Origin of the sequence: Actinophytocola sp. (assembly GCF_035712165.1) — a bacterium.
Taxonomy (GTDB): Bacteria; Actinomycetota; Actinomycetes; order Mycobacteriales; family Pseudonocardiaceae; genus DASYTH01.
In genome coordinates, this window is record NZ_DASTBH010000465.1 from 1 (window position 1) to 13,698 (window position 13,698).

Sequence of the window (13,698 nt, forward strand, 5' to 3'; positions counted from 1 at the left end):
GCGGTGCTCGGCGGCCGGGCCGCGCGGCTGCGGCCACTCGCCCTTGCCGGGCTGCTCGGCGTCGGGGTGGCGCTGTTCGGGCTGGCGGTGCTGCTGCGGCTGCCGGTCGGCGTGGCCGGCATCGCGGTGTTCTACGGCCTGTACCGGATGGTCGTGGTGGTGGTGGACGCGGCACTGCAGCGAACGATCGAGGGCCCGGCGCGGGCCACGGTGACGTCCGTGGCGGGGCTGGGCATCGAGGTCGTGGCGGTGCTGGTGTTCGTGGCCTGGGCGGTGGGAGCGGCGCCGCTGGTCACCGGACTGTTGCTGCTGACAGTGATCGCCCTGCCGCGGTTGCACCGCGACAGGGCGAAGGATGTGCCGGTCGGTTAGTTCGCCTCGGCCTCGGTGGCCAGGTCGGTGGTGAGGATCAGCGGTGTCTCGGGTTCGGCGGTCTCCGCGGTGAGGATCAGCGGCGCCGCGGCCTCGGCCTCGGCGTCCGCCACCTCCTGCATGTGGAACTTGGCCGCGATCACCAGCGCCGCGGAGATGAGGACCAGGTTCTTCACGACGAACTCGCCCTCGGTGGTCAGCAGCAGCGGGTTGCCGTCCTGGAAGGTCACGTTCGGCTGCATGACCAGCGCGAGGAAGGTGCCGCACAGGTGCGCCACGAGCGCGGCGCACACCAGGGACAGCGCCTTGCCGGAGATCAGGGCCAGGCCGAGCAGCACCTCGAAGATGCCGAGCGCGGGCACCACCCAGGCTCGGTCGAACCACGGCAGCGTGTTGGCGACGAAGTCGCCGACGGGCGTCACATTGGCGATCTTGAGGGCGCCGAACCAGATGAAGACGATGCCGATCGCGAGACGGAGCAGCGGCAGGCTGATCCGGCGCAGTCGTTCGATGGCGCTCGCCTCCACGGACCGCAGGCGCGGGGCCAGTCTACTCGTGGCTGGATTAAATGGCTGTCGCACAACAAATCTCCCGATTGGACGAGTACCCTGTTTCCACGGGGGGAAACACAGGTGGCGTTGGTCCAGTGTGCCCCGCCGCATAACGAATTTCCTAGTCCCCTAGGGAGTTTTGACTAATAGCGGACCGAAAGTATCGGCAGTTTCGCCAGTTCTCCCATATTAGCGGTACCTCAGCTCCGATAATTCCGTGTTAACTCTGGAACTATTCCATTGTCTGGGCGCAGAAAATGGAATCGTTCAAAAAACAAAATCGTTCAAATATCGCATACGAAAACGGGTGGGGTGGCCGAGACGAACTCGGCCACCCCACCCGCCACCCGGTCAGAAACCTGCCGTGACTCTGGTGAAGTCCCAGGTGCCCTGGGCGATGCCGCTGCAGTCGGAGACCACCCCGCCACCCGGGCACGGCCGGTCCCGGTTGACCGACCAGAACGCCAGCCGGGCCAGGCCGCGATCCCTGGCCCAGTCCCGGATCTGGGTCCAGGTGGCCACGCTGGTGAGTTCCTGCTGGTCGGACAGGCCGTTCATGCCGGAAAGACCCATGTGGCCGTAGGCCACCGCGTCGGTCCAGCCGAACGCGCTCTTGAGGCTGTTCTTGAGGCCCTCAGCGGCGTTGACGGTGCTCTGGAACATGTTCGCACCGCCGCCGAAGTCGAACGGCATGATCGTGAATATGTCGATGTTGGCCTGCAACGCGGCGGCCCGGCTGATCAACCGGTTGCCCCAGAAGTTCGGGCCGGACGTCGTCGTGCCGAAGGTGATGATGGTCTGCAGACCGGGATTGTTCTGCTTGACCGTCTTCAGCGCGGTGAGAATGCGATCCTGCACGGCCTCGTTCTCGAACTCGTCGGTGTTCTCGATGTCGATGTCGATCGCCCGCAGGTTGTACGCGCTGATCACCTGCTGGTAGGCGCCGGCCAGCGCGGCCGGGGTGGCGCAGTTCGGCCCGAGCTTGTTGCCGCTCCAGCCGCCGAAGGACGGGATCACGTCGCCGCCCGCGGCCCGGATGGCCGAGATCGTCTGCGCGTCGACTCCGCCCTGCAGCGGCCGGTTGCTGTCCCAGGCCGGCGTGCAACCGCCGCCGGAGAGCATGAACGCCATCGTGAACCAGCGCACGCCGGTCGCGCTCATCACCGTGCCGGGCGCGGGCGGGTTGCCCCAGCCCAGGTACAGGTAGGGCGCGGCCCGCCGGCCGGCCGGCGGCGGCGTGGTGCAACCGGTGGTGGTGCCGGTCACCGGCGCGCTGCGGGCCGACTCCCCCACATTGTTGAACGCCGCCACCGTGTAGGTGTGCGACTGGCAGGCGCCCAGGCCCGAGACCGTGGCGGAGGTGCCGGTCGCGGTGGCCCGCACCGTGCTGCCCTCGTAGACCCGGTAGCCGGTGACGGTGCCGCTGGCCGCGCCCCAGGACAGCGCGATCGAGGTGTTGGTGGTGGCGGTGACGCCGGGCGTTCCCGGCGCGCCGGGCGCACCCGGGGTGCTCGGCCCGCCCGCACAGTCCGCGTCGTTGAACCTGCAGTTCAGCACGCCGGAGAAGTTGCCGGGACTGCCGTTGAAACCGAACGTGGTGCTGGCGCCGGCCGGCAGCGTCGGCGCCCAGGTCGGGTTGGTGAAGGTGTAGCGCTGCCCGCTGTTGCTGCGCACCGCGTCCCACGAGGAGGAGATCGAGTACCCGGCCGGCAGGTCGAACGAGACCGACCAGCCGTTTATCGGGCTGGTGGTGCCGTTGACCAGCGTGAACTTGCCCTCGAAACCGGTCCCCCAGTCGGAGACCTTGGTGAAGGTCGCGGTCGCCGGCGCCGCGGCGGCCGGAATCGGGACGACCACCACGGCCGCCAGCGCGGCGATCACGGCGGTCGGGAACATTCGTCGCATGCGCATAACGCGCCTCCTCGCAAGCAGGGCAGCAGGGGTTGCGGGGTCGTGGCCCAGTGTGGTCTAGACCACATGAGGTGTCAATGTCTAGACCATTGCGCACAGGCTTCCGGGCCGTCGGCTTGATCGATGCGGAGGCATATCGCAACCTGTCCGGGCGCTGTGCACGCGAACGGATCCCCTAGTGGAACCGTGCTTTCCGCCCGGCCATATCCGGCGCTCGCCGCGCGCCATTTACCGGAGTCCCCGACCGGCTCGTATTCGTTATCAAGCGAACCCGCGCGAGCGCCATTACAATCCCCGGCCGGACAGGGCAAACCAGGTGGTCTAGACCTTGACCGGACATGGCACGATGAGAAACGAAACGAGAAGTGTCCGCGCCCCCGCCACCGGCTCGCCGAGGAGACGGCGATGGAACTGCACGGACTCGGGGTGACCTCAGCCGAGCAACGACTCTACGAGGTCGTGCTCGGCCATCCCGACCGCACGCTGGCCGAGCTCGCCGACCTCACCGGGTTCGGCCGGGCCCGGCTGCGGTCGGTGCTGCGGTCGTTGTCCGGCAAGGGGCTGGTCAGCCTCACCCGGCAGCGGCCGGCCCGGGTCGCGCCGGCGCCGCCGGACCTCGCCATCGAGGTGCTGGGCCTGCGGGCCGCCCAGGAGGTCGAGACCGCCCGGATCGCCGCCGCCGCGTTCTGCGCGCGGGTTCGGCAACCGGCCCGGCCAGGCGCCCCGCCGGTCGAGATCGTCAGCGGCCGGGCCGCGGTCGCCGACCGGTTCCACCAGCTCCAGCAGATCGCCCGGCGGGAGCTGCTGTTCCTGGACAAGCCGCCCTACGTGGTGGACCCGGACGGCGCCCAGCACGAGCTGCAACGGCGGCTGCAGGAGCGGGGCGTGCGGTACCGGACGATCTACGCCGACGACGCGCTCGGTCCGGCCGAGCGGATGGAGAAGCTGCGCCAGCTCGCGGTGGCCGGGGAGCAGGCCCGGGTGCTCGGCGGGGTGCCGATGAAGCTGGTCATCGCCGACCGCCGGCTGGGCCTGGTCCCGCACGAGGTGCCCGGCGGGCCGCCGGTCACCGAGACCGCCGTGCTGCTGCGCGAGTCGACCCTGCTCGACGGGCTGGTCACGCTGTTCGACACGCTCTGGGAGCAGGCCACCCCGCTGTGGCACGACTGGCCGCCCGCGCGGGCCGGCGAGCCGCTGAGCACCAAGGACCAGCAGCTTCTCGCCCTGCTCGCGGCCGGGTTGACCGACCAGGCCATCGCCCGCCGGCTCGGCGTGGCGCTGCGCACCGTGGAACGCCGGGTCCGGCACATGATGGACGGCCTGGGCGCCCGGACCCGCTTCCAGGCCGGCCTCCGCGCCGCCGGCCGGGACGGTTGGAAAGCGATGTGACTCGCTTTCCAACCGGTGGCCTCCGTCAGCTGCCGGGCACCTCGATGTAGAAGAAGAACCAGTTCGGGCTGGACCGCACGCCGGTCGCCGAGACGCTCCACACCATGATGTCGTTGAACTCCGGGGCGACCTCGACGCTGATCGACGCGGTGCCGTCCGGGTTGGCCTGGATGGTCTCCACCGGCCCGAAGTTGAGCCGGTAGTCGTAGGCGACCGCGCCGGACGGACCCGGGCTGAAGTCGAACCTCTTCAACTCACCCAGCGTTCCCCCCTCGCCGGTCGGCGAGGTGACCGTGGGGGTGTTGTCCCGCACGAAGAAGCCGTAGCTGCGGGTCTCGGACGCGTTGCCGGCCCGGTCGACGCTGCGCACCTGCAGGGCGAACGGACCCGACCAGTCCGGAGCGAAGTCCACCGTGGCGGACCCGCCGAGCCGGTCGGCCGCCACGTACTTCTCCCCGAACGCGCCATAGCGGAAGCCGACGACGTCCGCGGAACCGTTGGCGTCGAAGGTGAACCGGCCGGGCACGCCCGGGCCGCCGATGGGCTCGGGGGGGTTCTCCGGGTAGTCCGTGGAGCTGACCGTCGGCAGGCCCGGCGGGGTCATGTCCACGGTGAACCGGCAGGGCTCGCTCCACGCCGAAGCAGCCGGAACCTCGGTACGGTCCGTGGCCCGCACTGCCCACTGGTAGGTCACCCCGTCGGCCAAAGTCCCCTGCCGCAGCACGACCGTCGAAAACGAACCGAACGTGCCGGCAGCGGTGAGCTCACGCCGCTGGTCGGGACGGTCCACCGGCCAGATGGCGAAGGTCGCGTCCATGTGGTCGTGGTTCGGGTCGTCCACGAAGGCGGACAGGCTCAGGTCGGTGTTGCCGAAGAACGAACCCTCCGCGCACGGCTTGCCGCCGTTGCTCAGGTTGGTGGGAACGTACGGCGGCTCGTTGTGGTCGATGTACATCGTCAAGCTGTTGCGGTGGTGCCGGCCGTAGGCGGGGTCCAACTGGTGCTCGATCGGCAGGCGCAGCGCGAACGTGATGCTGCGCTTACCCGCCTGCACGGCGGCGTTGACCGCGGCCGCCGCATCCCACTCGAGGTACGAGGACACGCAACCTGGAGCGGCGCCAGGGCCGGGCAGCATGCTCCGCAGCGCCGGCTGATGCAGCCAGCTCAGGTGGTCCGGCTGGTCGGTCACCCACAGCTGCGTGGTCCGCGGCTTGGTGCAGTCGTTCACCGACGTCTCCCTGGTGGACACCGTGACGCGCTGCACCCGACCGCCCTGGTACGGGGTCAGGTCGAAGGTGAAGTAGGACTTCGCGGCGAAGTGGAAGCGGCCCGCCTCGTCGCGCCAGGAGCCGACCGGCGCGTCACCCTGGTCGAAGCTGCGCAGGGGGCTGCTCAGATCGATGTAGGACCAGGAGGAAGGAACCGCGTACCCGATCTCGGCGGCGGCCGGCGTGGCAAGCACCGGGACCGCCGCGAGGACCGCTACGGAAGCGGACAACGCCACTACGGCGCGTCGTCGTAACAGAGTTGGCAATGCACGAACCCTTCGTGGTCGGAGGCCTCGTGCCAGCCCCGTTCTCGCTCGCGCCCCAGAGAAAATGACCGGCGAAGGATATACACCGGGGACGGCGCGAAGCGGCGGTGGGTGCGCGCCGCACCCACCGCCGCACCGGGCGGTCAGCACCAGTGGTACTCGGTGACCTCACCGCCGCGAACGGTCACGCTGGCCTCCGGGGTCTCACCGTGGCGCCAGATCGTGTAGTCGCCGGCGGGCACGGCGGGGAACACCGCTGAGTAGCTGGTGCCGTGCCGGTTCTGCCGGGCGTGTACCTGGTTGTGACTACGCGGCGCCGCACTGTCCCGGCCCGGGCTGATCTCGATCTCGAGGTCGTCCTGCTCCGGTCTGGTGTGGATGACCAGAGCCCCGAGGTCACCGCCGATGTCGAGCACCAGGCTGCCCGAACCCCGGGTGACGTGACCGGAACCGTGGTGGTGGTGATGCTGGCCGTGTGCGTGTCCGTGTCCCATGACTCCCGCCCTTTCCTTGTCAGAACGTCACTTCTTCGCCGGAGCCGGAGCCGGAGCCGGCGACGGCACGTCGAACCCGCTGTTCGGCACCCCCAGGTAGGGGAACTTGGTGAGGAACGGCAGGTTCAGCGAGTCCGGACCGACCCCGTCGTCCACCTGGGAGGCCGCGGCGTCGGGCGTGAACGTCTTGTCCACCAGCGCGTAGGTCGCGCCGGCGATCGCCCGCAACTCGATCGCCACGGTGTCGTCGAACACCCGGCGGCCGTTCGGGAAGCCGGCGAGGTCGCCGCCGAGCAGGCCGAAGACGCTGGGCTTCGGGTTGGGCGGAATGGCCGTGTTGAGCCGCATCAGGTCCGCCTGCGTCTTTCCGGTGAAGTTCTGGAAACCGGGGATCAGGCCGGCCGGGATGCCGGTCATCAGGATGGCCAGCAGGTCGTCCCGGGACTTGCCGGACTTGTTCAGCTTGTCCAGGTTGGGGAACACGCCGGGGAACAGGCCCGGCAGCAGGGTGGCCACCTCGGGCTTGGCCACGTACTTGGCGAACTCGGCGTCCCCGGCCGGCGGCTGGGTGTTCCAGTAGTCCTTGCGCCCCATGGGAATGACGACCTCGTTGACCAGCGGCATGGCCAGCCGGGAGACCTGCCGGAACGGGCCGGTGCTCCAGGTGTTGTTCTTGTCGGTGTCCAGCATCCGCACCCGCTGGCGGCCGGCCGTGGTCCACACGCCGATGACCGCGCGCGGGTCGTTGACGTCCTTGCCCTTGTAGCCGTCCCGGGTCAGGTCGCTGATCGGCACCTGTAACGCGATGGTGTGCACGTTGAAGTCCTTCAACGTGTTCACCCCGGGGCCGGACTTGGGGAACTTGCCCAGCCCGAAGTGGTTGTGCAGGTCGGCGAACGGCCGCGGGTCGAGCAGGTCGAACACCGCGCCGAGGTCCACGTAGAACCCGTCGGAGCGCTGCCCGGCGAACACCTTGCGGCCGCCGCCGATGTCCCGCACGGCCTGGTTGGCCAGCTTGGCGTAGTCCGGGGTGGACAGCGGGCCGATGTTGCACGGCGGGCAGGGCAGCCGGCGGATCGGCTTGGAGTCGCGGCCGTTGCGGTCGATCCGGGTCACCGAGTAGAACTGCCGCCGGTTCCAGTTCGGCGAGTCGATCGACAGGATCGGGCCGGTGTTGTACAGGAACGTGTTCTCGTTGCGGACCTCGACGGTGAACTTGAACTGGTAGGTGATGTCCGCCCGGCCGTCACCGTTGTTGTCGATGTGGATCTCGTAGAGCACGTCGTCGCCGAACTCGTAGAAGTTCGGGCCGCCGGCCGGGGCCTGCGCCGGCAGGTAGTTGGCGATCAGGGTGACGGTGTCGGGGCGGTCGGGGCTCACGAAGGCGTAGACGTCGGTGGAGTCGGCGACCGGGTCCTTGGAGATCTCGGGTGCCTCGCGGTGGGAAGACATGGTTCAACCTCACAACAAAGAATGGAAAGGGTGACCCGGGCGGCGATGGCGCCCGGCGTGGGGGGATCTCGCGGCGGGAACGGGTGGGTCAGCTGGCGCCGGCGGCGGCCCGGGACAGTTGGGCGGCCAGCGCGCGGTCGGTGAACTCGGCCCGCCGCTCGCCGACGAACAGGACGAACTCGCCGCTGTCGGCGTTGCGCATGTGGACCATCACCGGGTCGGTCGGCGCGGGGCCGGCGGCGCCGGCCTCGGCGTGGCTGTCCTGCCCGGTCACGAGCGGGATCGCGGCGCCGACCGCGACGCCGGCCACGGCCAGCGTGGAGCCGGTGACGATCAGCCTGCGGCGGGAGATCCCGGCCGGCGCGGCGGCGGCAGCGTCCTCGAACTGCTCTTGGTGAGCCATGGTGAACTCCTTCTTCGATGAGGTCGCTCGCCCCATCAGCCCGCATTCGGACTCGCCGCGCGGCGGGATTGGCCGACTTTCGGGCCCGCCGGATGTGACCTTGGTGGCCCCGGCGCGCGGGCGCCCGGGCCGGCATGGCAGTATCGTGGCGCGGCCACCCGGGTCCTCAGCGTGATGACCGGGTTTCGGTGGCCAGAGGAGATTGAAGATATGGCGCACGGCAGTGTGAAGTGGTTCAACAGCGAGAAGGGCTTCGGGTTCATCGCCCAGGACGGCGGCGGTCCGGACGTCTTCGTGCACTACTCGGAGATCCAGGGCGCGGGCTACCGGTCCCTGGACGAGGGTCAGCGCGTTGAGTTCGAGATCGGCCAGGGCCCGAAGGGCCCGCAGGCGCAGGCCGTCCGAATCGTCTGATCTCGCCCAACGGCGTAGTACGAGAAGGCCCGCACCGTCACGGTGCGGGCCTTCTCGCATGTCTGGGGTGGGATTGCCGGTCCGGGGGCCGAACGGGGCCGTACGGACCGCTCAGCGGCCGAAGTCCTGGGTCCAGTAGAAGCCGTCGGAGACCAGCGCGACGCCGATGGCGGTCAACTCGCAGTTGAGGATGTTGGCCTTGTGGCCCGGGGAGTTCATCCAGTCCTTCATGACCTGCGCGGCGTTCTGCTGGCCGCGGGCGATGTTCTCGGCGCCGGGCGACAGGTACCCGGCCTCCCGGATCCGCTGGTCGAAGGTCACACCTTCGGGGGTCGTGTGGAGGAAGTAGTCACGGGCCGCCATGTCGGTGCTGTGCGCCAGGGCCGCCGCGGTGAGCCGCGCGTCCACCGTGACCGGGGCGCAGCCGTTCTCCGCCCGGGCCACGTTGACCAGTTCGACGACCTTCTCGGCCTGCTTCGCCGGGTCGCCGGGAACGGTGGTCGCCTCCGGCGTCGTGGTGGCCGGCGGGGTCACCGTCACCGTGGTGGTCGGCACCGGGGTCGCGGTCTCGGTCTTGGTGACCTCGGCAGGCCGGGCGTCCGGTGCGGCCGGGCCGGGCGCGGCGGGGGCCGGGCGGGCGGCCTGCGGCTGGCCGGGACGGCCCTGCGGCCGGTTGGCCTTGACGAACGACGCGGCGAGCGCCGCCTGGGCCTTCTGGGAGGTCTCCCCCGGTTGGACCATCAACGTCGCCGTGCCGGCCGTCGACGCGCCGAGGAAAACGGCGACGAGGACCGGAAGAACGGGCCGCGAGGGGGTGCGCCGGGTGGTCACGATCCGGCAACGTACCACTATCGGGTGACGGGTGCGATTACCACCCACCGAAGGTGAGGTGCCAGGGCCGCTCACCGTGCTGGGATCAGCCCGGACACCAGCCGAGGAGGGGACGCTATGCGGCAGCCGACCCGCAGACAACAGCGCCAGGCCCGACGCGCCCTGCTGCGCCAGATCATCTCGGTGGGCTTCGCCGTGGTGATCGCCTCGGCGGCCCGGCCCCGCTAGACGTGTTGGTCCGCCGGGCGCGGACAGGCCGAGGAGCCGGTTTCCAGGCCCTGTGGACGGGATGACCACTTCGCCCTGCCGGCCGCCGACCACGCGGACCCGATGGACCAGCCACGCCCCGAAGCCGCCGCCGCGATCACCCACCTGGCCCGCACGCCAGCCGGAGTCGGCGCGGCTTCGGGGTCCACATGGGAATATTCCGGCCCTGAACGGGAAAAATTGGGCCCTGAACGGGAAATATTCGTCCTAAACGGGAATGACCGTCGGCACGATCATCGGGCGGCGGCGGTAGGTGTCGGCCACCCAGCGGCCGACCACCCGCCGCACCGACTGCGCGATCCGGTGCGTGTCGGTGATCCCCTCCGACTCGATGTGCGACAGTTCCACCTCGACCAGCGCCACCACGTCGTCGAGCGCCTTGGGGTCGTCGGAGAAGCCGCGACCGGAGACCGTCGGCGGGGCGACCGCCCGGCCGGTGGTGGAGTCCACCGCGACCGTGATCGCGATGAACCCGCCCTCGCCCAGGATCAGCCGGTCGGACAGGGTGGACTCGCCCACGTCGCCGACCGACAGCCCGTCCACGTAGACGTGGCCCACCTCGACCCGGCCGGCGATCCGGGCCCGGCCGTCCACCAGGTCGACCACCACGCCGTCCTCGGCGATCACCACATGGTCGGCCGGCACCCCGGTGGCGATCGCCAGCTCCGCGTTGGCCTTGAGGTGCCGCCACTCGCCGTGCACCGGCAGCACGTTGCTCGGCCGCACCGCGTTGTAGAGGAACAGCAGCTCCCCCGCCGTGGAGTGACCGGAGACGTGCACCTTCGCGTTGCCCTGGTGCACCACGTTGGCGCCCAACCGGATCAGCCCGTTCACCACGGCGATCACCGCGGTCTCGTTGCCCGGGATCATCGAGCTGGCCAGCACCACGGTGTCCCCCGGCCGGATCCGGATCTGCCGGTGCTCGCCCTTCGCCATCCGGGACAGCGCCGAGAGCGGCTCTCCCTGCGAGCCGGTGGACACGAACAGCACCCGCCCCTCGGGCAGCTCCAGCGCCTCGTCGATGTCGACGAGCAGCCCGTCGGGCACCCGCAGCAGCCCCAGGTCGGCCGCGATCCCCATGTTGCGCACCATGGACCGGCCGACCAGGGCCACCCGCCTGCCGTGCCGCTGCGCCACGTCGAACACCTGCTGCACGCGGTGCACGTGGCTGGCGAAGCAGGCCACGATCACCCGCTGGTCGGCCCGCGCGATCACCGCGTCGAGCACCGGGCCGATCTCCCGCTCGGACACCAGGAACCCGGGCACCTCGGCGTTGGTGGAGTCGACCAGGAACAGGTCCACGCCCTCGTCGCCGAGCCGGGAGAACCCGGCCAGGTCGGTCAGCCGGCCGTCCAGCGGGAGCTGGTCCAGCTTGATGTCACCGGTGTGCAGGGTCAGCCCGGCCGGGGTCCGCACCGCAACCGCCAGGGCGTCCGGAATCGAGTGGTTGACCGCGAAGAACTCGCACTCGAAGTCCCCGGACCCCCACCGGCCACCCTCCTTGACCTCGATCAGCGTCGGGTTGAGCCGGTGCTCGCGGCACTTGGCGGCGAGCAGCGCCAGGGTGAACCGGGACCCCACCACCGGCACGTCCGGCCGCTGCCGCAGCAGGAACGGCACCGCCCCGATGTGGTCCTCGTGGCCGTGGGTGAGCACGATCGCCTCGATGTCGGCCAGCCGGTCCTCGATCGCCCGAAAGTCCGGCAGGATGAGATCCACGCCCGGCTGCATGTCCTCGGGGAACAGCACCCCGCAGTCGATGATCAGCAACTGGTGGTCGAACTCGAACACCGTCATGTTGCGGCCAACCTCGCCGATGCCGCCGAGTGCCACGACCCGCAGCGCCCCCTCGGGCAGGGCCGGCGGCGGCCCCAGGGGCGAACCGGCGGGAAACGCGGGCGGGGACGGCGTCAACGCGCCCCCACCTCGAGCCCCGCCTCCGCCAGGTCCGCCCGGATCAGCTCCAGCTCCTCGGCGGTGGCCGCCGGCAGCGGCAGCCGCGGCTCGCCGACGGGCAGCCCGCTCAGGCCGAGGGCGGCCTTGCTGAAGATCACGCCGCCGACCCGGTTGAACGCCCGGAGCACCGGCAACAGGCCGGTGTTGATCTCCCGGGCGGTCCGCACGTCGCCGGCCTCGTAGGCGTCGGTCATCTGGCGCAGGCGGTCGGCGACCACGTGCCCGATCACGCTGACGAAGCCCACAGCGCCCACCGACAGCCACGGCAGGTTCACCGCGTCGTCCCCGCAGTAGTAGGCCAGCCCGGTGCGGCTCATCACCTCCACCCCGGCCCGCAGGTCGCCCTTGGCGTCCTTGACCGCGAGGATCCGGGGGTGTTCGGCCAGCCGGCACAGCGTGTCGACCTCGATCGGCACGACGGTGCGCGGCGGGATGTCGTAGAGCATCACCGGCAGCCCGACGGCGTCGGCCACGGCGGTGAAGTGCGCCAGCAGGCCGTGCTGCGGCGGCCGCGAGTAGTACGGGGTGACCACCAGCACGCCGTGCGCGCCGGCCTTCTCCGCGTCCCGCGCCAGGTGCACGCTGTGCGCGGTGTCATACGTGCCGGCACCGGCCACGATCGTGGCCCGGTCCCCCACCGCGTCGGCGACCGCCCGGATGAGCTCGGCCTTCTCGGTGTCGGAGGTGGTCGGGCTCTCCCCGGTGGTGCCGCTGAGCACCAGACCGTCGGCGCCCTGCTCGACCAGGCGGGCGGCCAGCGCCTGGGCGCCGTCCAGGTCCAGCACGCCCGAGGCGGTGAACGGGGTCACCATGGCGACCAGCACCTGGCCGAACGGCCGGCCGGGCGCCGCTGAGGGGGTTGTGGTCATGGGAGAACGCTACCTGGTCTCGACCACCCGGATGGTCTACAGACCCCTGGTCACACCCTGTACCGCACCGATCGAGGACTGCTCGCCGTCGAAATCCAGCCGCACCTTGTCCCGGCCGAACGCGAACAGCAACAGCTCCCCCGGCGTTCCGGAGATGATCACGGTGTTCGGCCCGCGCCGGGCGGTGATCTCCAGCCCGCCGTCGGAGCGCCGCAGCACCACGCCTACCGGGCTGCGCCGCAGCATCAGCCGCGCGGTGCGGGACAGCGCCGCCCACAGCACGGCGTCGCGGTGGCCGTCCGGCGGTCGCGGCTCCCAGTCCGGCGCGCCCCGGCGCACGTCCTCGTGGTGCACGAAGTACTCGGTCGCGTTGATCATCTCGTCCAGGAAGCCGGGCACGTACCACGGCGGGCCGGTGCGGATCAGCTCGACCAGCTCCGGCCACGGCCGGGCGGCATAGCCGTCCTGCACCCGCTTGGTCCAGCCGGCCAGCGGCGGGAGCAGGATGCCGGGCGCCGCGTCCGGCCGCCGCTCCCTGATCACCAGGTGGGCGGCCAGGTCCCTGGTCAGCCAGCCGGTGCACAGGGTCGGCTGGTCCGGGCCGATCTCGGCGAACAGGTCGCACAGCGCGGCGCGTTCGTCCCTGGCGATACCCATGTGTCAGTTCCCCACGATCATCGACTTGGTCAGCTGTGAGTTGTCCCGGGCGCGTAGCACGCAGATGACCGGCGCCTTGCTCTGGCGCTCGGCGTCCTTCCACTCCTCCTCGGTCGGCACCAGCGTGACGAAGCTCAGCTGGGTGGCCTTGTCCTCGCTGGGCAGGAACTTGCTGGCGAAGACCATCGAGCACCACGCCTGCCCGTAGGCGGACAGCCGCTCACGGCTGGGGTAGTCCGGGTCGACGTCGCTGGTCTTGCCGAGGACCGTGTTGACCCCGAACACCTGGATGGCGTGCGGCTCGTCGCACGAGCTCTGCGACGGGATGCGCACGCCCGGTTTGAGCTCGGCCGCCGCGCAGTAGCCGTCGCTCAGCTTGAACTGGGGCACCGCCCCCTGCTCGCCGTAGTCCAGCACACCGCCGTTGGCCGCCTCCACCTCCTTGGTGGCGTCGGCGAACCCGACGTGGGCGAACCAGCCGCCGGTGAACGCGGCCAGCACGAGCAGCACCGCGGCGGCGATCGCCCACCACCGGCGGGACCGGGTGGGCTTGCCCGGCAGCGGACCGGCCATCCGCGCGGTCAGGTTCGGGTGGCCG

The 13,698-nt window shown here is 70.6% G+C and carries 13 protein-coding genes and 1 pseudogene; 3 read left to right on the plus strand and 11 right to left on the minus strand.

Annotated features, from left to right (window positions below; translation table 11 throughout):
* Positions 1 to 372 (plus strand): annotated as a pseudogene (locus VFO68_RS26045) (MFS transporter); the annotation flags it as partial.
* On the opposite strand, the gene VFO68_RS26050 reads toward VFO68_RS26045, so the two are convergent.
* Together VFO68_RS26050 and VFO68_RS26055 are read right to left on the minus strand one after the other, a co-directional pair.
* The gene (locus tag VFO68_RS26050; RefSeq protein WP_325161020.1) at positions 369 to 899 is read right to left on the minus strand and encodes a DoxX family membrane protein; all 531 of its coding nucleotides are present in this window, start codon (positions 897 to 899) and stop codon (positions 369 to 371) included. The pseudogene VFO68_RS26045 and the gene VFO68_RS26050 overlap by 4 nt on opposite strands.
* Positions 900 to 1,274: 375 nt before the next feature.
* Complete coding sequence (locus VFO68_RS26055; protein WP_414635573.1) at positions 1,275 to 2,834, minus strand: cellulose binding domain-containing protein; 1,560 nt, start codon at positions 2,832 to 2,834, stop codon at positions 1,275 to 1,277.
* Positions 2,835 to 3,239: 405 nt separating this feature from the next.
* Between VFO68_RS26055 and VFO68_RS26060 the strand changes: the two genes are divergently transcribed.
* The gene (locus VFO68_RS26060) at positions 3,240 to 4,223 is read left to right on the plus strand and encodes a helix-turn-helix domain-containing protein (protein ID WP_325161021.1); all 984 of its coding nucleotides are present in this window, start codon (positions 3,240 to 3,242) and stop codon (positions 4,221 to 4,223) included.
* 25 nt (positions 4,224 to 4,248) lie between these two features.
* Here VFO68_RS26060 and VFO68_RS26065 read toward each other — a convergent pair whose 3' ends face one another.
* From VFO68_RS26065 to VFO68_RS26080, 4 genes are all read right to left on the minus strand, one after another.
* Positions 4,249 to 5,721: a hypothetical protein gene (locus VFO68_RS26065; RefSeq protein WP_325161022.1), complete on the minus strand. Its 1,473-nt coding sequence runs from the start codon at positions 5,719 to 5,721 to the stop codon at positions 4,249 to 4,251.
* Between the two features lie 179 nt (positions 5,722 to 5,900).
* Positions 5,901 to 6,251: a hypothetical protein gene (locus VFO68_RS26070; protein ID WP_325161023.1), complete on the minus strand. Its 351-nt coding sequence runs from the start codon at positions 6,249 to 6,251 to the stop codon at positions 5,901 to 5,903.
* A 27-nt stretch (positions 6,252 to 6,278) separates the two neighbouring features.
* Complete coding sequence (locus VFO68_RS26075; protein WP_325161024.1) at positions 6,279 to 7,703, minus strand: DUF4331 domain-containing protein; 1,425 nt, start codon at positions 7,701 to 7,703, stop codon at positions 6,279 to 6,281.
* A gap of 88 nt (positions 7,704 to 7,791) precedes the next feature.
* On the minus strand, positions 7,792 to 8,106 hold the full coding sequence (locus VFO68_RS26080) for a hypothetical protein (RefSeq protein WP_325161025.1): 315 nt from the start codon (positions 8,104 to 8,106) through the stop codon (positions 7,792 to 7,794).
* A gap of 210 nt (positions 8,107 to 8,316) precedes the next feature.
* Between VFO68_RS26080 and VFO68_RS26085 the strand changes: the two genes are divergently transcribed.
* On the plus strand, positions 8,317 to 8,520 hold the full coding sequence (locus tag VFO68_RS26085; protein WP_325161026.1) for a cold-shock protein: 204 nt from the start codon (positions 8,317 to 8,319) through the stop codon (positions 8,518 to 8,520).
* Between the two features lie 111 nt (positions 8,521 to 8,631).
* Here VFO68_RS26085 and VFO68_RS26090 read toward each other — a convergent pair whose 3' ends face one another.
* From VFO68_RS26090 to VFO68_RS26110, 5 genes are all read right to left on the minus strand, one after another.
* The gene (locus VFO68_RS26090; RefSeq protein WP_325161027.1) at positions 8,632 to 9,351 is read right to left on the minus strand and encodes a CAP domain-containing protein; all 720 of its coding nucleotides are present in this window, start codon (positions 9,349 to 9,351) and stop codon (positions 8,632 to 8,634) included.
* A gap of 474 nt (positions 9,352 to 9,825) precedes the next feature.
* Positions 9,826 to 11,532, minus strand: coding sequence for a ribonuclease J (locus VFO68_RS26095; RefSeq protein ID WP_325161028.1), 1,707 nt, complete (start codon positions 11,530 to 11,532; stop codon positions 9,826 to 9,828).
* Positions 11,529 to 12,443 (minus strand): 4-hydroxy-tetrahydrodipicolinate synthase, encoded by a 915-nt coding sequence (gene dapA / locus VFO68_RS26100; RefSeq protein ID WP_325161029.1) that lies wholly within the window; start codon positions 12,441 to 12,443, stop codon positions 11,529 to 11,531. The genes VFO68_RS26095 and dapA overlap by 4 nt, the downstream gene beginning before the upstream one ends.
* A gap of 36 nt (positions 12,444 to 12,479) precedes the next feature.
* Entirely contained in the window at positions 12,480 to 13,100 is a 621-nt protein-coding gene (locus VFO68_RS26105) for a TIGR03085 family metal-binding protein (protein WP_325161030.1), read from the minus strand.
* A 3-nt stretch (positions 13,101 to 13,103) separates the two neighbouring features.
* A partial coding sequence (locus VFO68_RS26110; RefSeq protein ID WP_325161031.1) for a septum formation family protein occupies positions 13,104 to 13,698 on the minus strand: 595 nt, incomplete at its 5' end.